The sequence below is a fragment of the Parafrankia sp. Ea1.12 genome (genome assembly GCF_900465275.1).
GTDB classification, from domain to species: Bacteria; Actinomycetota; Actinomycetes; order Frankiales; family Frankiaceae; genus Parafrankia; species Parafrankia soli.
Map to the genome: position 1 here is coordinate 1 of NZ_UBIZ01000163.1, position 19,149 is coordinate 19,149.

18 protein-coding genes and 1 pseudogene are annotated in these 19,149 nt (G+C 72.8%); 16 read left to right on the forward strand and 3 right to left on the reverse strand.

All coding sequences use genetic code 11. The features are described from left to right. Positions 1 to 442 precede the first annotated feature (442 nt). From rpsB to FMEAI12_RS04700, 16 genes are all read left to right on the forward strand, one after another. Entirely contained in the window at positions 443 to 1,363 is a 921-nt protein-coding gene (gene rpsB / locus FMEAI12_RS04625) for a 30S ribosomal protein S2 (RefSeq protein WP_112105086.1), read from the forward strand. A 245-nt stretch (positions 1,364 to 1,608) separates the two neighbouring features. Continuing rightward, entirely contained in the window at positions 1,609 to 2,223 is a 615-nt protein-coding gene (locus FMEAI12_RS04630) for a translation elongation factor Ts (RefSeq protein ID WP_041253727.1), read from the forward strand. Positions 2,224 to 2,532: 309 nt separating this feature from the next. After that, on the forward strand, positions 2,533 to 3,330 hold the full coding sequence (pyrH, locus tag FMEAI12_RS04635; RefSeq protein WP_071060590.1) for a UMP kinase: 798 nt from the start codon (positions 2,533 to 2,535) through the stop codon (positions 3,328 to 3,330). After that, positions 3,327 to 3,884: a ribosome recycling factor gene (gene frr, locus FMEAI12_RS04640; protein ID WP_020458794.1), complete on the forward strand. Its 558-nt coding sequence runs from the start codon at positions 3,327 to 3,329 to the stop codon at positions 3,882 to 3,884. The genes pyrH and frr overlap by 4 nt, the downstream gene beginning before the upstream one ends. Positions 3,885 to 4,061: 177 nt before the next feature. Beyond that, the gene (locus tag FMEAI12_RS04645) at positions 4,062 to 5,123 is read left to right on the forward strand and encodes a phosphatidate cytidylyltransferase (RefSeq protein WP_235013701.1); all 1,062 of its coding nucleotides are present in this window, start codon (positions 4,062 to 4,064) and stop codon (positions 5,121 to 5,123) included. A 51-nt stretch (positions 5,124 to 5,174) separates the two neighbouring features. Continuing rightward, positions 5,175 to 6,332 carry a 23S rRNA (adenine(2503)-C(2))-methyltransferase RlmN gene (rlmN, locus tag FMEAI12_RS04650; protein WP_112105088.1) on the forward strand — a complete coding sequence of 386 codons (1,158 nt, stop codon included), beginning with the start codon at positions 5,175 to 5,177 and terminating at the stop codon, positions 6,330 to 6,332. Between the two features lie 2 nt (positions 6,333 to 6,334). Further along, entirely contained in the window at positions 6,335 to 7,747 is a 1,413-nt protein-coding gene (locus FMEAI12_RS04655; protein WP_112105089.1) for a PHB depolymerase family esterase, read from the forward strand. A 301-nt stretch (positions 7,748 to 8,048) separates the two neighbouring features. Then, the gene (gene dxr, locus FMEAI12_RS04660; RefSeq protein WP_235013702.1) at positions 8,049 to 9,344 is read left to right on the forward strand and encodes a 1-deoxy-D-xylulose-5-phosphate reductoisomerase; all 1,296 of its coding nucleotides are present in this window, start codon (positions 8,049 to 8,051) and stop codon (positions 9,342 to 9,344) included. Beyond that, positions 9,344 to 10,525: an RIP metalloprotease gene (locus tag FMEAI12_RS04665; RefSeq protein ID WP_071060582.1), complete on the forward strand. Its 1,182-nt coding sequence runs from the start codon at positions 9,344 to 9,346 to the stop codon at positions 10,523 to 10,525. The genes dxr and FMEAI12_RS04665 overlap by 1 nt, the downstream gene beginning before the upstream one ends. A 199-nt stretch (positions 10,526 to 10,724) precedes the next feature. Beyond that, positions 10,725 to 11,879 (forward strand): flavodoxin-dependent (E)-4-hydroxy-3-methylbut-2-enyl-diphosphate synthase, encoded by a 1,155-nt coding sequence (gene ispG / locus FMEAI12_RS04670; RefSeq protein WP_112105090.1) that lies wholly within the window; start codon positions 10,725 to 10,727, stop codon positions 11,877 to 11,879. A 16-nt stretch (positions 11,880 to 11,895) separates the two neighbouring features. Continuing rightward, positions 11,896 to 12,747 carry a GNAT family N-acetyltransferase gene (locus FMEAI12_RS04675; RefSeq protein WP_112105091.1) on the forward strand — a complete coding sequence of 284 codons (852 nt, stop codon included), beginning with the start codon at positions 11,896 to 11,898 and terminating at the stop codon, positions 12,745 to 12,747. A gap of 261 nt (positions 12,748 to 13,008) precedes the next feature. Further along, a complete protein-coding gene (locus FMEAI12_RS04680; RefSeq protein ID WP_112105098.1) occupies positions 13,009 to 14,082 on the forward strand; it encodes an ABC transporter substrate-binding protein in 1,074 nt (357 codons plus the stop codon). 230 nt (positions 14,083 to 14,312) lie between these two features. Then, positions 14,313 to 15,074: an ABC transporter ATP-binding protein gene (locus FMEAI12_RS04685; RefSeq protein WP_112105092.1), complete on the forward strand. Its 762-nt coding sequence runs from the start codon at positions 14,313 to 14,315 to the stop codon at positions 15,072 to 15,074. Continuing rightward, a complete protein-coding gene (locus FMEAI12_RS04690) occupies positions 15,064 to 16,149 on the forward strand; it encodes an ABC transporter permease (protein WP_112105093.1) in 1,086 nt (361 codons plus the stop codon). The genes FMEAI12_RS04685 and FMEAI12_RS04690 overlap by 11 nt, the downstream gene beginning before the upstream one ends. 103 nt (positions 16,150 to 16,252) lie before the next feature. Continuing rightward, complete coding sequence (locus FMEAI12_RS04695) at positions 16,253 to 16,708, forward strand: Rrf2 family transcriptional regulator (RefSeq protein ID WP_020458805.1); 456 nt, start codon at positions 16,253 to 16,255, stop codon at positions 16,706 to 16,708. 11 nt (positions 16,709 to 16,719) lie between these two features. Further along, complete coding sequence (locus tag FMEAI12_RS04700) at positions 16,720 to 17,739, forward strand: HAD family hydrolase (protein ID WP_112105094.1); 1,020 nt, start codon at positions 16,720 to 16,722, stop codon at positions 17,737 to 17,739. 98 nt (positions 17,740 to 17,837) lie between these two features. Here FMEAI12_RS04700 and FMEAI12_RS04705 read toward each other — a convergent pair whose 3' ends face one another. The 3 genes and pseudogenes from FMEAI12_RS04705 to FMEAI12_RS39695 all read right to left on the reverse strand — a co-directional run. Next, complete coding sequence (locus tag FMEAI12_RS04705; RefSeq protein ID WP_112105095.1) at positions 17,838 to 18,296, reverse strand: DUF4439 domain-containing protein; 459 nt, start codon at positions 18,294 to 18,296, stop codon at positions 17,838 to 17,840. Continuing rightward, on the reverse strand, positions 18,293 to 18,901 hold the full coding sequence (locus FMEAI12_RS04710) for a hypothetical protein (protein ID WP_235013703.1): 609 nt from the start codon (positions 18,899 to 18,901) through the stop codon (positions 18,293 to 18,295). The genes FMEAI12_RS04705 and FMEAI12_RS04710 overlap by 4 nt, the downstream gene beginning before the upstream one ends. A gap of 129 nt (positions 18,902 to 19,030) precedes the next feature. Beyond that, positions 19,031 to 19,149, reverse strand: a pseudogene (locus FMEAI12_RS39695) (ribosome maturation factor RimP); the annotation flags it as partial.

Genomic DNA, 19,149 nt, shown 5'->3' on the forward strand with positions numbered 1-19,149 from the left:
GGTTCGGGGAGTGGGGATTCGGGGAGTGGGGAGTGGCCACGGCGGCCGGGTATCATCGACACGGAGTCCGTTGGTCGGTGCGTTCCCGGCTTCCTGGACGTCGCGGTGGTCCTGCGGCGCAGTTGTGCCGTGTCGCGGTCTCGTCGCGGTGTTCCTGATGCTGAGGTGTTCTCGGCGCTGTGGTGTTTCACGGTTTTCTACAGCGCCGTCGGCGCCAGGTGCGTCTCCGACGGCGGTCGGGTGGCGGTCGTTCGGTCGATCTCCCACCGCTCGCGGGCTCAGTTCGCACGCCCACTCCCGGCACTGGCCGGGAGGGCCTCCTCGGTCCGTCGCCTCGCGGCGGCCACGGCCATCCGGGCGTCAGGGGCTCCGGTTTTCCGCCGGGGCCGTCACAACCGAGGCGTCCCGGCCCGCGGGCCGGGCGGGAAGGGAGCGACGGATCATGGCCGTCGTCACCATGAAGCAGCTCCTCGAGAGCGGCGTGCACTTCGGGCACCAGACCAAGCGCTGGAACCCGAAGATGAAGCGCTACATCTTCACGGAGCGCAATGGCATCTACATCATCGACCTCCAGCAGACGCTGTCGTACATCGACCGCGCCTACGACTTCGTCAAGGAGACGGTCGCCCACGGCGGCACCGTCCTCTTCATCGGGACGAAGAAGCAGGCACAGGAGGCGATTGAGGAGCAGGCCCAGCGGGTCGGCATGCCCTTCGTCAAGGAGCGTTGGCTCGGTGGGATGCTGACCAACTTCTCCACGGTCTACAAGCGGCTCCAGCGGCTCAAGGAGCTTGAGGAGATCGAGCTGACCGGCGGCACGGAGGTGCGCACCAAGAAGGAGCAGCTCGTCCTGACCCGGGAGAAGGCGAAGCTCGAGCGCACCCTCGGTGGTATCCGCGACATGGCCCGCGTGCCGAGCGCGGTGTGGGTCGTGGACACGAAGAAGGAGCACATCGCCGTCGGTGAGGCCCGCAAGCTGGGCATCCCGGTCGTGGCGATCCTCGACACCAACTGCGACCCCGACGAGGTCGACTACCCGATCCCGGGCAACGACGACGCGATCCGCAGCGCGGCGCTGCTGACCCGTGTCGTCGCCGACGCGGTGGCCGAGGGTCTGATGTCGCGGGCCGGCGCGTCGAGCAACGCCGAGGCCAAGCCGGAGCAGTCCACCGGCGAGGAGCCGCTCGCCGAGTGGGAGCAGGCCCTGCTGCGTGGGGACGCCGCGGCCGAGGCGCCTGCCCCCCCCGCCGCCCCGGTGGCGGCCGAGGCCGCCGAGCCGACCGAGCCGACCGAGGCGGTCGCGGCTGTCGAGACGGCCACCGAGGAGCAGCCCCAGCCGGACGCGGTCGGCACCGCCGTCTGACACATCCTGGTCTCACGCGGGTTCTCCGGGGGCGTGACCACGTCCCCGGAGAACCCGTTCCAGCCCCGGTAGGGCCGTCCGTGCGACTGTCGGGGCGGGCGACCCCTGGGAGGACGGACGTCGACCGCCGCGGGCGGGCGACGAGCGGCCCCGGGGGCGCCTCCGCGCGGCGGCGTCGCGTGTGTTTCGGCGCCGAGACAGAACGCCCACCATCGCCAGCAATCGGAACTGACGAGAAGAGCACCATGGCAGACATCACAGCCGCCGACATCCGCAAGCTCCGGGAACTGACCGGCGCGGGGATGAGCGACGTCAAGAAGGCGCTCGTCGACCACGACGGTGACTTCGAGAAGGCCAAGTCCTGGCTGCGCGAGAAGGGCCTCGCGCAGGTCGCCAAGCGCGCGGGCCGCAGCACGGCGAACGGGCTGGTCGAGTCGTACCTGCACCGCACCGACCCGCAGCTCCCGCCGACGCTCGGCGTGCTCATCGAGCTGCGTTGCGAGACTGACTTCGTCGCCAAGACCGACGACTTCAAGCAGCTCGCGCGGGACCTCGCCCAGCACATCGCCGCGGCGGACCCGCTGTACGTGACCGCCGAGCAGATCCCGAACGAGGTGCTCGAGCAGGAGCGGAAGATCTACGAGGCGGCCGCCCGCGAAGAGGGCAAGAACGACAAGGCCATCCCGAAGATCGTCGAGGGTCGGGTCAACGGCTACGTCAAGAGCGTCGTCCTGCTGGACCAGCCCTGGGTCAAGGACGGCAAGCTCACGATCCGCGCGCTGCTGGAGCAGGCCGGATCCGCGCTGGGTGAGAAGATCGAAGTGGGCCGGTTCGCCCGGTTCAACATCAAGCAGGCCTGAGCGCGAGCGCACCGCGCCGGGCGACGTGACACGGCCGGGCACCCGGTGGGGGAGGACCTCCGCGGGTGTCGGGCCGGAGTCCGTGCGGGGCCCGGGTGCGGCGCGTGGGCGCGAGCGACGTCCGTGCTGTGGGCGCGAGCGACGTCCGTGCTCGCCGGCGGGTGACCGCGGCGGTTGAGCCCGCCACGGTTCGCGCTGGTCGACGCGCCACGCGGGGCCACGGGCAGCCGTGCCGGAGTCGTGCGGCAGACTGCTGTCAGCATGAACATCCTTGGCCGCTGATCCCGGCCGCCGGCGAAGGAGCCGCCTGTGACCGATGACGCCGACAGTGCCGTTGGAGGGGTGGATCCCGCCGCCCGCACCGAGCCCGGGCCGCGGTGGACCCGCCTCCTGCTGAAACTCTCCGGCGAGGCCTTCGCCGGTGGTGAGCCGCTCGGGATCGACCCGGTGACGCTGGCGACGATCGCGCGCCAGATCGCCCAGGTGAGCCGCTCGGGCATCGAGGTCGCCATAGTCGTGGGGGCCGGCAACATGTTCCGCGGCCAGGCGCTCGCCGAGCGGGGCATGGACCGCGCCCGCGCCGACTACATGGGCATGCTGGGCACGGTCATCAACTGCCTGGCCCTGCAGGACGTCCTGGAGCGCGAGGGGATCGTCACCCGCGTGCAGACGGCGATCGCCATGGGCCAGGTCGCCGAGCCCTACCTCCCCCTGCGCGCGATCCGGCACCTGGAGAAGGGGCGCGTGGTCATCTTCGGCGCCGGCCTCGGGGCACCGTTCTTCTCGACGGACACCACCGCCGCCCAGCGGGCGCTGGAGATCAAGGCGCAGGCGGTACTCAAGGCGACGAAGGTCGACGGGGTCTACGACTCCGATCCGGCGACGAACGCCGGCGCCGTCCGGTTCGACAGCCTCACCTACAGCGAGGTCCTCGCGCGCGGCCTGAAGGTCATGGACGCGACCGCGATCAGCCTGTGCATGGACAACGACCTGCCCATTGTCGTTTTCGACCTCCTGACCGAGGGGAACATCTCCCGCGCCGTCCGGGGTGAGAAGATCGGCACGCTGGTCGGAGTCGAGACGTACGGAACGGAAGGTGCGCGGTGATCGACGACACGCTCCTCGAGGCCGAGGAGAAGATGGACAAGGCCGTCTCGGTCGCCAAGGACGACTTCGCCAACATCCGCACGGGGCGGATCACGCCAGCGGTTTTCGGGAAGGTCCTGGTGGACTACTACGGCGCTCCCACGCCGGTGCAGCAGCTCGCCTCGTTCCACATCCCCGAGCCGCGCATGGTCATCATCACCCCGTACGACAAGTCGTCGCTCGGCGCGGTGGAGAAGGCCGTCCGTGACTCCGACCTCGGGGTCAACCCGAGCAACGACGGGACGATCATTCGGTGCGTCTTCCCGGAGCTGTCCGAGCAGCGCCGTCGTGACCTGGTGAAGGTGGCCCGCACCAAGGCCGAGGAGGCCCGGGTCAGCATCCGCAACATCCGCCGGCACGCGAAGGACGCGATCGACCGGATCGTCCGCGACGGCGAGGCCGGCGAGGACGAGGGACGCCGCGGGGAGAAGGACCTCGATGAGGCCACCCACCGTTACGTCAGCCAGGTCGACGAACTGCTTCGCATCAAGGAGTCGGACCTGTTGTCGGTCTGACCCTCGACCAGCGCCCGTCCGCGTGCGACGCCGTGCCCATCCGCTGTCCCGGCCCCTGCGCCCGGGTTCCCGTCCCCGTCTCCGTCTCGTCGGCAAGCTGGCGGGCGGCCGGTGGACGGCGGACCTCGCGGCGCCGTGAGCGTCTCGGCCCTGGGGGTTCCTCCCGAGGACGCCTCCGTGACTGACCGCGCGGACACCCCCGACGGGGGGCGGGGGAACGCCGGCGACGTGCCGGTGCATCCCCGCCCGGTCGACCTGGCCCCGGCCGACCCCGTTCCGGCCGGTCCGGCACCGGCCAACTCCGCCTCGGGCACAGCGGCAACGCCGGACGCGGCTGCGCCCCCGGAGACAGCCTCGGAGCCGCCGCGCGGCGGCCGGGCCCCGCGGAACGGCCGGCGGGTGATCCGGGCCGGGCGCGACCTGCCCGCGGCGATCGCCGTCGGGGTCGTGCTGGGCGCGGTCATCCTCGTCCCGCTGTTCACGCTGTACCCGATCTGGGTCGCGGTGGTCAGCGCCGCCGTGGCGGTCGGCACCTACGAGGTGGTCCGTGCCCTGCATGTCGCGGGGATGAGCGTGCCGCTCGTCCCGCTGGCCGCCGGGGCGATCGCGATGCCCGTGGCCGCCTACACGTCCGGCACCAACGGGCTCGCGCTCGCGCTCGCGGGCACGACCCTGGCCGCCGTCGCCGTCCGCGCGGTGCGCGACCCGGCCGGCGGCGGGCGTCACGGCGGCGGGCGTCAGGCGCGGCTGCGGGACGCCGCGGCCTGCGCGTTCACCTCCGCGTATGTCGGCTTTCCGGCTGGGTTCGCCACGCTGCTCACCTCCGCCCCGGACGGCCACTGGCGCACCATCGCGTTCCTCGGAACCGTCGTGGCCAGCGACATCGGCGGCTACACCGCGGGTGTGCTGTCGGGCGGGCGGCACAAGCTCGCGCCCAGCGTGTCGCCCGGGAAGTCCTGGGAGGGGTTCGCGGGATCGGTGGTGGGCTGCGTCGTCGTCGCCAGCGTGCTGATGGCGTGGCCGCTGGGCGCCGAGATCTGGCAGGGCGCGCTGCTCGGCGCCGCCGTCGCCTGCACGGCGACCGTGGGCGACCTCGGTGAGTCGCTGCTCAAGCGGGACATCGGCATCAAGGACATGGGCAACCTGCTGCCCGGCCACGGCGGCCTCATGGACCGGCTGGACTCGCTGCTGTGTACCGCGCCCGTTGCCTGGCTGCTCATCACCGCGTTCCTCGGCTGACCGATCACCGATTCGTCGCGTGCCCGGGGCTCCTGGCAGACTGGACTGGCCATGACAGCCACGACCGCCGAATCCGGAAACCTCCTGCCACTGGTGTCAGGGCGGTCCAGGCCGCCGCGCCACCTCGCGGACCTCTCCCGGGACGAGCGGCGGGCCGTGGCCACGTCACTGGGCCTGCCGGCGTTCCGCGCCGACCAGCTGGCCCGCCACTACTTCACCCACCACCTGCGTGCCGACGACGCAGACCTGATGACGGACCTGCCCGCCTCGATCCGCCCCGCGCTCGTCGAGGCGATGCTGCCGAGGCTGCTCACGCCGGCCACCGCCCTCGACTGCGACGGTGGCCAGACCCGCAAGACCGTCTGGCGTACCGTCGACGGCGCCAAGATCGAGTCGGTGCTGATGCGCTACCCGCAGCGGGCGACGGTCTGTGTCTCGAGCCAGGCGGGCTGCGGCATGGGATGCCCGTTCTGCGCGACGGGCCAGGGCGGGCTGACCCGCAACCTCTCGACCGCCGAGATCGTCGAACAGGTGGTGGACGCGGCTCGAACGATGGCGGCCCGAACGACGGCCGAGGGTGGCCTGCCCGGTGGTCCCGGCAGGCTGTCGAACGTGGTGTTCATGGGCATGGGGGAGCCGCTGGCGAACTACGCCGCCCTCCTCGCCGCCCTGCACCGCCTCATCGACCCGGCGCCCGACGGGCTGGGCCTCTCCGCCCGCGGGCTCACGGTCAGCACGGTGGGCCTGGTCCCGGCGATCCGTCGCCTCGCCGGTGAGGGGCTGCCGGTGACCCTCGCCGTGTCCCTGCACGCCCCGGATGACGAGCTGCGCGACGAGCTGGTCCCGATCAACACCCGATGGCCGGTGGCCGAGGTGCTCGCCGCCGCGTGGGAGTACGCCCGGGTGACGGGGCGGCGCGTGAGCATCGAGTACGCCCTGATCGACGGCGTCAACGACTCGCCCGAGCGCGCGGACGCGCTGGCCGCCCTGCTGGCCGGCCAGCTCGCGCACGTGAACCTCATCCCGCTCAACCCGACGGGCGGCTCGTCCTGGCAGGCGAGCGCCCCGCGCGGCCAGCGTGTCTTCGTGGAGCGCCTGCGGGCCCGCGGGGTGGCGGCCACCGTCCGGGACACCCGGGGCCGGGAGATCGCCGCGGCCTGCGGGCAACTCGCCGCGGAGCCGCCCGTGCGCTCGAGGGCGGGCCGGTAGTCGTGGCCACCGGGAACTCCGCCGGTCGTCGGCGTAGCCACGGCCGGGCCGGGGCCGGCTCCGCGCGGTCGGGGGCCGCCCGGCAGGGGCTGGCCCGGTCGAGCGCGCTGCGGCACGGGTCGCGTCCGGCGAACACGCTGTGGCTGCCGCTCACCGCGGCGGCGGGGGTGCTCCTGCTCCTGGTCTGGTACGCGATGTCGCAGGATCCCGGGGAGGCGACCGGTTCCTCGTCCCCGGTCGCGTCCGCGCTGGGCGGAGCGGGCGGTGCCTCCGGCGGGCCCGCCGCCCTGGCGGCACCGACCGTCCCGCCGCCACCGCGCAGCGGCTGCGAGACCGGCAGCAGCCTGCCGGCGGGCGTCACCACCGAGACCATCCACGTCGGCGACGTCGACCGGCAGTTCCTGCTGGCCGTCCCGCAGGGCGGCGGGGCGGGTACCGCACTGCCGCTGGTGCTGAACCTGCACGGTTACGGGCAGCCCGCACAGGAGCTCGAGCAGTACACCCAGATGGCGGACAGCGGCACCCGGGCCGGCTACGCCGTCGCCATCCCGGTCGGGGCGTCGAACCGGTGGAACTTCACCCGCTCGGCCAAGGTGGGCCCGGATGACGTTCTCTTCGTCGGCGCGCTGCTCAACGACCTGACCGGCCGGATGTGCCTGGACCCGAAGCGGGTGTTCGCCAGCGGCTTCTCCGACGGCGCCGACATGGTCCTCGCGCTGGCCTGCGCGCTGCCCGAGCGCTTCGCGGCGGTGGTCACGGTCGCGTCGAGCCGCTTGCCGGATGCCTGCGCCGCGCCACGGGCCAGCCTGCTCGAGCTGCACGGCACCGACGATCGGATCGCGCCGTTCAACGGCGGGGGCCAGGCCCGCACCGCCCCCTACAACGGGCTCGTCGCCCAACCGGTGGAGGCCCGCACCGACAGGTACGCGCGCGCTCTCGGCTGCGGCGGCGAGCACTCGACGGCGCAGGACTTCACCCACGTCGCGCGGACGAGCTGGACGACCTGCCCGGCCGGCAAGGACGTCGGCACCCTGGCGATGCAGGGCGGCGGGCACACCTGGCCGGGCGCGGCACCACGGCCCGAGCTGGGTGGCACGGTGACGAACCTGAGCGCGACCGTCGTGGCGCTGGCCTTCTTCAGCGGCCACCCGGCCGACGGCCGGACGGTGACCGGTGGCGGCTCGGGAGGCGGCGCGCCCGCGACGGGCGGCGCGGCCACGGGCGGCGCCACCGCGCCGACCCAGCCGCCGGCGGGGGCACCCGCGACCACCCCGCCCGCCTCGGCGGCACCCGGTGACCAGCCCGAGCCCACACCGACCGGGGCGAGCGACGATCCCGACCCGGCGCCGTCGGCGCCGCCCGGCCCGTCCACGAGCGCGACGCCGACCGGTGAGACGCCCGCAGGCGCCGGGTAGTCGCACGGACGGGCACGTCGCTTCTGGTGATGCCTCGTCGGGCGGCGGGCAGGGGCACGAACGGGCACGTCGCTCCTCGTGACGGTTCCGCGGGCGCCGGGTAGGGGCACAGACGGGCACGTCGCGCCCGGTGAGACGTCCGCGGGCGGCGGGCAGGAGAACGAAGATGCTGGTCACGCCCGGTGAGACATCCGCCGCCGGGGGTACGGACAGGGGCGGGCAGGTCACGCCCGGATGCTCCGGGTGTTGACCAGTCGTAGGCGCGGCTACACCCATTGCGCACCTTCGGGCCTCACCTGTCATGAACCGAACAGGCCTCGGTCGAAGCGTCGAAGGGCCTGCGAGAATAGGCAGCGTGGCGGAGGCTTCGGTCCAGCGTGAGGTTGTTCTGCTCGGGTCCACCGGCTCGATCGGGACTCAGGCGATAGATGTCGTACGCCGCAACCCGGACAGGTTCCGGGTGGTGGCGCTGATGGGAGGCGGGTCGCGGGTCGACCTGCTCGCGGCGCAGGCGCTCGACCTGAGGGTCGAGGCGGTCGGTGTGGCCGCGGCCTCGTCGGCGCAGGACCTTCAGCTCGCGTTCTTCGCGGAGGCGTCCAAGCGCGGCTACCGCCGTGGCGAGTTCGCCGTCCCGAAGATCCTCGCCGGGCCCGATGCGGCCAGCGAGATCGCGTCCTGGCCGGCGGACATCGTCCTCAACGGGGTGTCCGGCTCGGTCGGGCTCGCGCCGACGCTGGCGGCCCTCAAGGCCGGCGCGACGGTCGCGCTGGCGAACAAGGAGTCGCTGGTCGCGGGCGGCCCGCTGGTGCTCGACGCGCTCGGCGGCAACCCGGACCGGCTCGTCCCGGTGGATTCCGAGCACTCGGCGCTCGCGCAGTGCCTGCGCGGGGGGCGGCGTGAGGAAGTCCACAAACTGGTGCTGACCGCCAGCGGCGGGCCCTTCCGTGGCCGGAGCAGGAACGACCTGGCCGGGGTCACCCGGGAGCAGGCACTGGCCCATCCGACCTGGGCGATGGGCCCGCTGGTCACGATCAACTCGGCGACGCTGATGAACAAGGGCCTCGAGCTGATCGAGGCCCACCTGTTCTTCGGCGTGCCGTATGACGACATCGAGGTCGTCGTCCACCCGCAGTCGCTGGTCCACTCGATGGTCGAGTTCAACGACGGGTCGACCATCGCGCAGGTGTCGCCGCCGGACATGCGGCTCCCGATCGCGCTGGCCCTGGGCTGGCCGGACCGGGTGCCGCTGGCCCAGCCGCCGATGGACTGGACGCGCGCCCAGTCGCTGACCTTCGAGCCCCTGGACACCGTCGCGTTCCCCGCGGTGGACCTCGCCCGGACGGCGGGCCGCCTCGGCGGGACCGCGCCGGCCGTGTTCAACGCGGCGAACGAGGAGGCCGTCGCGGCCTTCCTCGCCGGGCAGCTGCCCTTCGTCCGTATCGTCGACCTGGTGGCCGAGGTGGTGCAGGCACACGAGGTGATCGCCCGTCCGACGCTGGACGAGGTGTTCGCCGTCGAGCGTGAGGCCCGCGCCGCCGCGAACCGCCTGATCGAGAAGGCCGGCGGGCATCCCGTGGCGGCCGGAGGACATGGTTGATGGCAACTCTGGGCATCGTCGCCTTCGTCCTCGCCCTGTTCGTCTCCGTCGTCCTGCACGAGGCGGGGCACTTCGTCACCGCCCGCTACTTCGGGATGAAGGCGTCCCGTTTCTTTGTCGGCTTCGGCCCCACCCTGTGGTCGAAGCAGCGCGGGGAGACCGAGTACGGCATCAAGGCCATCCCCGCCGGCGGGTTCGTCAAGATCGAGGGGATGACCTCCCTCGAGGAGATCGACCCGGCGGACGAGCCCCGTGCCTTCTACAAGGCGCGGGCGCGGGCCCGGCTGGTGGTGATGTCGGCGGGGTCGTTCGTGCACTTCGTCATCGCGATCGTGCTGATCTACGGGGTGCTGGTCACCATCGGCACCACCCAGCAGAGCCAGACGATGATCGGGCGCACGAGCTGCGTGGCGACGACGTCCGCCTGCACCGGCCCGGGGCCGGCGGCGGCAGCCGGGCTGCGGGTCGGCGACCGGGTGGTGAGCTTCGACGGTGTGGCCGTCACCACCTGGGAGAAGTTCACCCGGCTCGTGCGCGATCACGGGCCGGGCCCGGCGGTGCTCGTGGTGTCCCGCGACGGCGCGGACGTCACGCTGCGGCCGGACCTCGTCGAGGTGCTGCGCGACCGCGAGACCGGCCTCGCGGGCAAGGACCCGGTCGGCGCCCTGGGGGTCAGCCCCGGTCAGGAGACCGTCGACTACGGCCCGCTCTCGGCGGTTCCCGAGACGTTCTCGGTCATCGGCTCCGGGTTCACCGGGATGTACGAGACGTTCACCGAACGGATCGATGACATTGGCCGCATCTTCGGTGACAACCGCGACGAGAGCGGTTTCATCAGTGTGGTCGGCGCGGCCCGCCTCGGCGGTGAGGTGGCCGCGGCGGACGACGGCTGGACCGACCGGATCCGCGGTTTCCTGATCCTCGTCGCCGCGATCAACCTCGCCATCGGGATCTTCAACCTGTTGCCGCTGCTCCCGCTCGACGGCGGGCACATCGCGGTGCTCGGCTTCGAGCAGGCCCGACACGGCCTGCGTCGGCTGCGTGGCTATCGAGGCCCGGTGCAGCCGGTGGACTTCGCCAAGCTGTTACCAGCCACGTACGCCACGGTCGTCGTTCTCGTCGGGTTCAGTCTGATCATTCTGTCCGCCGACATCGTCAACCCCATCCGCATCAATCAGTAGCTGCCGTGTACCCGCGGTGGCGCGCGGTGGTGGTCTGCGGACGTCCCGGTCGCCGGTAGTTCCGGTGCGGGCGTCGCGTCTGGCCGTCGTGAGTGCGCCGCCCCGCACGACGCCGACTGACCCGGACGATCCCGTCCGTGACGGGCCTGGCCGGGTCGCCATCTGACGATCAAGCATCCGACACGCCAGTGAGGACATCGTGACCGTAACTCTGGGCATGCCCGCCGCTCCGCCTCGTCCGGTCGGAACGCGGCGGCTCAGCCGGCAGATCCACGTGGGCAACGTCCCGGTCGGAGGTGACGCCCCGGTCTCCATTCAGTCGATGTGCACCACGCTGACCTCGGACGTCAACGCGACCCTTCAGCAGATCGCCCAGCTCACCGCCGCCGGATGTCAGATCGTGCGGGTGGCGGTGCCCAGCCAGGACGACGCCGACGCGCTCCCGACGATCGCCCGCAAGTCGCCGATCCCGATCATCGCCGACATCCACTTCCAGCCGAAGTACGTCTTCGCCGCGATCGACGCCGGGTGCGCCGCCGTCCGGGTGAACCCGGGCAACATCAAGCAGTTCGACGACAAGGTCGGCGAGATCGCCCGCGCCGCCAAGGCGACCGGCACCCCGATTCGGATCGGGGTCAACGCCGGGTCGCTCGACAAGCGCCTGCTGGAGAAGTACGGGAAGGCCACTCCGGAGGCGCTGGTCGAGTCGGCGCTGTGGGAGGCCTCGCTGTTCGAGGAGCACGACTTCCGGGACATCAAGATCTCGGTGAAGCACAACGATCCCGTGATCATGATTCAGGCCTACCGGCTGCTGGCCCAGGCCTGTGACTACCCGCTGCACCTCGGTGTCACCGAGGCGGGCCCGGCGTTCCAGGGCACCGTGAAGTCCGCGGTGGCCTTCGGCGCGCTGCTGTCCGAGGGAATCGGCGACACGATCCGGGTCTCGCTGTCGGCGCCGCCGATCGAGGAGATCAAGGTCGCTTCGGCGATCCTGGAGTCGCTCGGGCTGCGCGAGCGCAAGCTGGAGATCGTGTCCTGCCCGTCCTGCGGCCGCGCCCAGGTGGACGTCTACACCCTGGCCAACGAGGTCAGCGCCGGGCTGGAGGGCATGGAGGTGCCGCTGCGGGTGGCCGTCATGGGCTGCGTCGTCAACGGCCCCGGCGAGGCCCGTGAGGCCGACCTCGGTGTCGCCTCCGGCAACGGCAAGGGACAGATCTTCGTGCGCGGAAAGGTCATCAAGACGGTGCCGGAGGCTCAGATCGTGGAGACTCTCATCGAGGAGGCCATGCGGCTGGCCGAGCAGATGGAGGCCGACGGCGCGGCCTCCGGCTCGCCGTCGGTGTCCGTGGCCTAGTACCTGGAAGGGCTGGATGGGTCTGCCGCTTCGCTCCGCTCCGACCCGGCTGCTTGACGATCGGGATCTGCCCGCGGTCACCCAGCTGCTGGGCCGCAACCCGGTAGCCGATGTCTTCGTCGCGTCGCGGGTGGCGGCGTGCGGTCTGGACCCCTGGCGCCTGGGCGCCGAGGTGTGGGGCCACACGGTCGACGGGACCCTGACCGCCCTGTGCTACTCAGGCGCCAACCTGTGGCCCGTGGCGGCGGGCCCGGCCTCGGCGAAGCTTTTCGCCGAGCGGGCCCGCCGGCAGGGCCGCCGCTGCTCGTCGATCGTGGGCGTCGGCTCGGCCGTCACCGCCATGTGGCGGCACCTGGAGCCGGTGTGGGGCCCGGCCCGGGAGATCCGCGCCGACCAGCCGTTACTCGCGATCCAGGCCCCGCCGCGCATCGCGCCGGACCCGGCGGTGCGCCAGGTCCGGCCGGACGAGCTGGACGTGCTGCTCCCCGCCTGCATCGCCATGTTCACCGAGGAGATCGGGGTCTCCCCGGTCGGGGCCGACGGCGGCGCCCTCTACCGTTCGCGCGTCGCCGAGTTCGTCGGCCAGCGCCGCTCGTTCGCCCACATCGAGGACGGCCGGGTGCTCTTCAAGGCCGAGATCGGCGCCGTCGCCGGCGACGTCTGCCAGATCCAGGGCGTCTGGGTCGATCCGGCCCTGCGTGGCCGTGGCCTCGGCGCCGCCGGGACGGCCAGCGTCGTGGCGCTCGCCCAGGCGACGTTCGCCCCGGTGGTCAGCCTGTACGTGAACGACTTCAACCACCCCGCCCGGCGCGCCTACGAGCGCGTGGGGTTCGAGCAGGTGGGGACCTTCGCCTCGATCCTGTTCTGACCAGAGCGCGCTGGTGACCGACGTGCACTGAGCGGCCACGTTCCGCGCATCTTTCCGCCCGGTTTCGTCCGGCGCCCGCCAGCTGCGAGCGCCCTACGCGACCGGGCGTTCACGCGTGGTGGGAAATCGTGTCATCCGTGTGAATTCCGGTGACGGGAAGACCCTTGGTCTGGCATCCTTACTTTCCCGATGTGTCCAATCGACTTGATGCGCTCGATCGACTTTGTGTAAGGCGCCGTGCGTGTGGGAAAGGGAAACGTGATGAGGCCCAAGAGGCTGTGGCAGCGGTTCGTGCCACTGGTTGCTGCCGGTGCGTTGGCGCTGGCGGTCACCGCCTGCTCGGGCGACGACGGGGGAACGGAGTCCGTGTCGGCGTCCGGGGAGGTGACCGGGACCCTGCGGCTGGGGTACTTCCCGAACCTCACGCACGCCCCGGCGCTCGTCGGCGTGGGGCAGGGCATCTTCGCCAAGGAGCTGGGGTCCGGCGTGAAGCTGGAGCCGTCGACCTTCAACTCGGGCACCACGGAGGCGGAGGCGATCCTCTCCGGCGCGCTCGACGCCGGCTTCATCGGCCCGAACCCCGCGGTGAACACGTTCATCAAGTCCAAGGGCGAGGCCATCCGGATCGTCTCCGGCGTCACCTCCGGCGGGGCGGCCCTGGTCGTCAAGCCCGAGATCACCTCGGTCGAGCAGCTGCGTGGCAAGACGCTGGCGACCCCGAGCCTGGGCAACACCCAGGACGTCGCGCTGCGGTTCTACCTGAAGAAGAACGGGCTCGTGACGGACACCAAGGGCGGCGGTGACGTCTCGATCCGCCCGCAGGAGAACTCGGTCACGGTCGACGCCTTCAAGTCCGGCGCCATCGATGGCGCCTGGGTGCCTGAGCCGGTCGCCTCCCGGCTGGTCGCCGAGGGCGGCAAGGTGCTCGTCAACGAGGCCGACGAGTGGCCTGACACCGACGGGAAGTTCGTCACCACCCTCCTGATCGTCCGCACGGAGTACCTGGAGAAGAACCCCGAGATCGTCCGCCGGCTCATCGCCGCCAACATCACGGCGATCGAGCAGCTCAACGCCGACCCGGCCGCCGGGCAGACTGCCGCGAACGAGGCGCTGGACAAGCTCACCGGCAAGCCGCTCGCCGACGGCGTCGTCACCTCGGCCTGGAAGACGCTGACCTTCGGCCCGGACCCGATCGCCAAGTCGCTGTTCCTCTCGGCGGCGCATCAGGAGGAGCTCGGGCTCATCGAGGACCCCAAGCTCGACGGCATCTTCGACCTGAAGATCCTCAACGAGCTGCTGGCGGACGCCGGCGACCCCGCGGTCTCGGACAAGTAGGCCTCCACACAGGTAGGTCTCCGCACAACTGAACCTCTGCACAACTGAACCTCTGCACAACTGAACGACCGATCGACCGCGGCTCGGTGGGCGCCTCCCGTCCGCCGGGCCGCGATCCGGGCTCTGCCCCAGCCCGGCGATGCCGCGACCGAGGCTGCGCGGCCGGTGCCACACCGGCCGCGCAGCCCGTTCCGCGTCCAGATCACGACATACCCTGAGGGGAGCAAGCTGTGACCGCGCTCGCGACGGACACGGCGCTGCGGATCGACGGCGTCAGCCGGGTCTTCGGTGCCGGCGCCGGTCAGGTCCACGCCCTCGACGGCATCCACCTGGATGTCCGTCCCGGCGAGTTCGTCTGTCTGCTGGGGGCGTCGGGCTGCGGCAAATCGACCCTGCTCAGCCTGGTCGCCGGGCTCGACCGGCCGACCGTGGGCACCGTCGACACCGGTGGCCGCCAGGTCGGGATGATGTTCCAGGACTCGGCCCTGCTGCCCTGGCTCACGGCCGGCGGCAACGTCGAGGTGCCGCTGAAGCTGCGCCGGGTGCCGAAGGCGACGCGCCGGGCCCGGGTCGACGAGCTGCTCGGCATGGTCCGCCTGGCCGGCCAGGGCGACCGCCGCCCGCACGAGCTCTCCGGCGGCATGCGCCAGCGGGTCAGCCTCGCCCGGGCGTTCGCCCAGGAGGCGGACATCCTCTGCATGGACGAGCCGTTCGGTGCCCTCGACGCGATGACCCGCGACCTGCTCCACGACGAGCTGGAGCGGATCTGGCGCGAGACCGGGGTCACCGTCCTGTTCGTCACCCACGACGTCCGGGAGGCCGTGCGCCTCGGTGACCGGATCGTCCTGCTCTCCTCCCGGCCCGGACGGGTCGCGGAGATCTTCGACGTCGCCATGGATCGCCCCCGCCGCATCGACGAACACCAGGTATCCGAGCTCGCCTCCGTCGTGACGGCGCGGCTGCGGCAGGAGGTCGCCCGCCATGGCCACTGACACCGACACGGTCACCAGCCGCTCCCTGGAAGCCGGTAGCGGGACCGATGGCCGGAACCTCGGCCCCGGGCCCGGCGGCGACCCCGCCACCGGCGACCCCGCCACCCCGGCGCAGCGGACGTCCGACGAGGCGCTCGCCGGCCTGGACGCCCTCGACCTCCCCGTCTCGTCCGGGCGGCCGACCGCGGGCCGGATCTGGTCGGTGACCTGGCCGAAGATCGCCGCGCTCGCGCTGTTCCTGCTCGTCTGGCAGATCGTCGTCTGGTCGGGGTGGAAGCCCACCTACGTGCTGCCCGGCCCCGGCGACACGCTGCCGGAGTTCTTCGACCAGCTCGGCACCGCCGAGTTCTGGGACGCGTTCGGCCGCACGCTGACCCGCGCCGGCGAGGGCTACGCGGTGGCGGTCGTGCTCGGTGGCGTCGTCGGCCTGGTGGTCGCCCGGTTCGGCCTGCTGCGCGCGGCGGTGGGGTCGTTCATCACCGCGTTGCAGACCATGCCGTCGGTGGTCTGGGTCCCGCTCGCGATCCTGCTGTTCAAGCTCAACGAGTCCGCGATCATGTTCGTCGTGGTCCTGGGCGCCGCCCCGTCCGTGGCGAACGGCGTCATCTACGGCGTCGACTACGTCCCGCCGCTGCTCGTGCGGGTCGGGCGCAGTATGGGGGCGCGCGGGTTCTCGCTGTACCGCCACGTCGTGGCGCCGGCGGCGTTCCCCTCGGTGCTCGCCGGGCTCAAGCAGGGCTGGGCGTTCGCCTGGCGCAGCCTGATGGCCGGCGAGCTGATCGTCATCGTGCCCGGGCACCCCTCGATCGGCGCCGACCTGCAGAACGCCCGGGACCTGTCGGACACCGTCGGCGTGCTGGTGTCGATGCTGACGATCTTCGCGATCGGCGTCGCCGTCGACGCGGTCTTCAACATCCTCGACCGGCGGATGCGTGAGCGCCGCGGCCTGCTCTCCGAGGGCTCGAACGCGGTGAGGGCGGCTCGTGGTCCTCGGAACGGTCGTCCGAAGGAGGATCCGACCGGTCCGACCGGGCCGGTCGGACCGCTCTCCGGCGCGGACACGTCAGCGGTCTGACCTTCGTCCGGCCCTCGCCCGGTGTCGGCCGGACGGGCGGTCCGGCCGCCCATGAGGAGCCCACGGGAAGCCCGCCCGCAGTGCGGACGGCAAGATGGGGGACATGCAGATCTCCGCCCGGGCCGACTACGCACTGCGGGCCCTGCTCACGCTCGCCGCGTCGGACGGCAGCCTCGTGAAGGGGGAGACGCTCGCCTCGGCCCAGGATCTTCCCCTGCGCTTCCTCGAGAACATCCTCACCGACCTGCGCCGCAGCGGCCTCGTGCAGAGCCGCCGCGGTGCCGACGGCGGCTACCAGCTGTGCCGCCCAGCCGAGGAGATCACGATCGCGACCGTGATCCGGGCGACCGACGGCCCGCTCGCCAGCGTGCGCGGCCGCCCTCCGGAGAACGCCCAGTACGAGGGCGCGGCCAAGCACCTGCAGGACGTCTGGATCGCCGTCCGGGTCAACCTGCGCCGGGTGCTCGAGTCGGTGACCCTCGCGGACGTCGCCAGCGGGAAGCTGCCCGACATCGTCCGTGACCTGAGGGACGAGCCCGACGCCTGGGTCACCCGATAGCGCGGGCGCCGGTGGGCTTCTCCTGGTTCGCCCCGGACGCGGTGCCGGCCGTCGACGGGACATCCCTCCCGGACGACCGCAAGCCGCTCGCGGCCGTGGTGTTCGACTGGGGCGGGACGCTCACCCTCTTCCACGACGTCGACCTGCTCGACCTGTGGCGGATGACCGCGCTGGAGATCTCGTCCGCGCACGCCGACGAGATCACCGCGATCCTGGCTGGCCTGGAGACGAGCTGGTGGCATGCCCGGGACGGCAGTGACGGCCTGGCCGGCAACGGCGCGGCGGGCGGTATGACCGGGTCGGTCACCGAACTGCTCGCGGCCGCCTCCGCGGCCCTCGGCGTGGACGTGGCCGCGGCCGTGCTGCGCGCGGTCAGCCGGCGCGACCTCGCCGCCTGGACCCCGCACACGGTGTGCGATCCCGAGGCGCTGCTGCTCGTGCACCTCGTGCGTGCCCGCGGCCTGCTCGTCGGCCTGCTCACCAACACCCGCTGGCCACGGGCCTGGCACGAACGCCTACTCGAACGCGACGGCCTGCTCGACCTCTTCCACGCCAGGATCTACACGAGCGACCTGCCCTTCGACAAGCCACACCCGATCGCCTTCCAGGCGGTGCTGGCCGCGCTGGGCGTCACCGACCCGTCCCGGGTGCTCTTCGTCGGCGACCGGCTGCGGACGGACATCCGCGGCGCGCGGGCGGCCGGCATGCGGGCTGTGCTGGTCGCGGACGGTGGCTCCGCGGACGGCGGATCGGCGGACGGCGCCGCGGCGGGCCTCGGCGGTGGTCCCGACGGGGTGGTCCTCGATCCGCGTGATCCCCTTGGGCTGGCGGTGGCGGGCCGCGATCTCGCGGGGCGGGCCGACCTGGGCCGCGACCCCGCCGCGCGGGATCTGCCCGGTGCGGACGGGGCCGCGGCCGGGGCGTCCGCGTCGATGTTCGCGGATGCGGTGATCGGCCGCCTCGGCCACCTGCTCGAGGTCCTCGACCTGCTCGGCGCTCCCGGGCCTGGGTCACCCGCCCCACGTCGCTGAACGGCCTCTCCGGACGCGCCCGGCGGGAGAGCCGCCGAGCGTGTTGTCCGGGCCGGGTTGTGTGCTGCTCGTGTGACTCGCTTCGGGGCGGGCGCGGGTCAGCTTCCGGGAAGCGCGGGGACCGCGGAGCCCGGTGGGGTTCCCGCGGCGAGGCGGGCGCGTTGGCCACGGAGGGTCATCGCCACCAGGGCGTCGACGGCGAGTTCGCGGTCGGCGCCGGTGAGGACGCCGACCGCGTCGTGGGCGGCCACGGCCGAGCGGTCCTCGACCCTGGCGAGCAGGTCGAGTGACCCGGCGACGCCGGCCGGCTCGACCGGCAGCCGGTAGGCGGCGAGCGCGGCCGGCGGCGTCGCCCCGCGGGCCCGCAGCGCGGCGACCAGCGAGTCGCGCAGCGTCCGATGATCATCGTGTGCCACCCGGGCGAGCTCGCGGGCCGGTCCCGCGGCGGCCCCGAGCGGGGCGAGGACCCCGCCCGCGGTCGCCGTCGCGTAGACCGCCGCGTGCGCGGCCGCGAGCATCGAGGACAGGGCGACGACCGCGGCGTCTTCGGCGGTCATCCGGCCGCCCCCGGTGCGCCCAGTGCCGCGACGAGTTCGGCGTGCGCGGACTCGGCCGCGCACAGGCTCGCCAGCAGCGGCGCCAGGCCGGCACCGGCGGCGAGGCAGCCGGTGCGGTGCGCCGCTGCGGTCGTCCGCTCAAGCTCGGCCAGCGCGCTCAGTGTGGTGGCCCGGGTCTCCGGAGTGTCCGATCCGGCCGGCGGGGGAGTGTCCGCGGCCGGGGAGGAACGCAGGCCCGCCCCGGACGGCGTGCTCGCCCCGGCCGGCGTGCCCGTCGTGCCCGCCGCGGTCGCGGCCTCGGGCAGGCCCTGGGCGACCAGCTCGCGGGCGTGTTCGGCGTGCTGGGCGCGGATCGCCCGCAGCGTCTCCGCGAGGCCCGGGTGCTGGTCGATCGCGCTGTCGTAGGCCTCGATCAGCGCGGTCTCCCGGGTGTGTGCCGCTCCCGCGGCGGTGACGTCGGCGGGGGTGACCCGGCTGGTGGAAGCGCCGCCGGTCGAGGTGGTGCAGCCGGACATCCCGGCGAGGAGCAGCCCGCCCGTCCCGGCCAGTGGCAGCACGGCCAGAAAGGCCCGGCGGGACGGACCGGGACCGGCGGCGGTGGGCACGGCTGGCAGCTTCGCACATCGGCGTGCTGCCGTCGGCGCGCCGGTGGCACCGGTCGGCAGGCGAGCCGGACCGGGCCCCGATTGGAGTGCTCCGCCGGCGGACGTAGGCTAAGGGATCTCGACCGTGTGACGCCAGTGCCGCGGCTCCACCAGCGGCCGGTCGACCCCGGGCGAGGTCACCTCGAGCACGTAGGCCCCGGAGATCGGGCTCGCGCCCGAGCCACCCGCGGCGCCACGGGTAGAGACGG